The organism is Treponema sp. UBA7567 (assembly GCF_002476655.1).
Taxonomy (GTDB): domain Bacteria; phylum Spirochaetota; class Spirochaetia; order Treponematales; family Treponemataceae; genus Treponema_D.
On sequence record NZ_DLLH01000064.1, the window covers coordinates 4060 to 4335 of the forward strand.

Sequence of the window (276 nt, forward strand, 5' to 3'; positions counted from 1 at the left end):
TTATTAAAACTCGAAATTGAGGCTATTTAAGTTCATATACTTTGCATTTTCAATTACACTCTGCTTTTTCTGCTATTTATATTTCAGCACAATCACTGTCAAATCATCTTTGAGCTGAATTCCCTCTGTGAACGATCTGAACGAGTCCATAAGAGTACGCAAGGCTTCTTCCGCAGATTTTTCGCCGTTTTTTCCGCAGGCCTTGTCGAACACTTTGCATAAAACCGAGCCTTCAAGCTCAAATCCCATCAGATTGCGGCTTTCAACCAAGCAGTC

Annotated in this window: 1 protein-coding gene and 1 pseudogene (1 of these 2 only partly in view); both read right to left on the reverse strand. The window is 40.2% G+C overall.

The genetic code is table 11. The features are described 5' to 3' along the window. Window positions 1-72: 72 nt before the first annotated feature. Entirely contained in the window at window positions 73-249 is a 177-nt protein-coding gene (locus B3Y13_RS08160; RefSeq protein WP_296693869.1) for a hypothetical protein, read from the reverse strand. 13 nt (window positions 250-262) lie between these two features. Beyond that, window positions 263-276: pseudogene (locus B3Y13_RS08165) on the reverse strand (EAL domain-containing protein); it runs 1960 nt beyond the window's last position.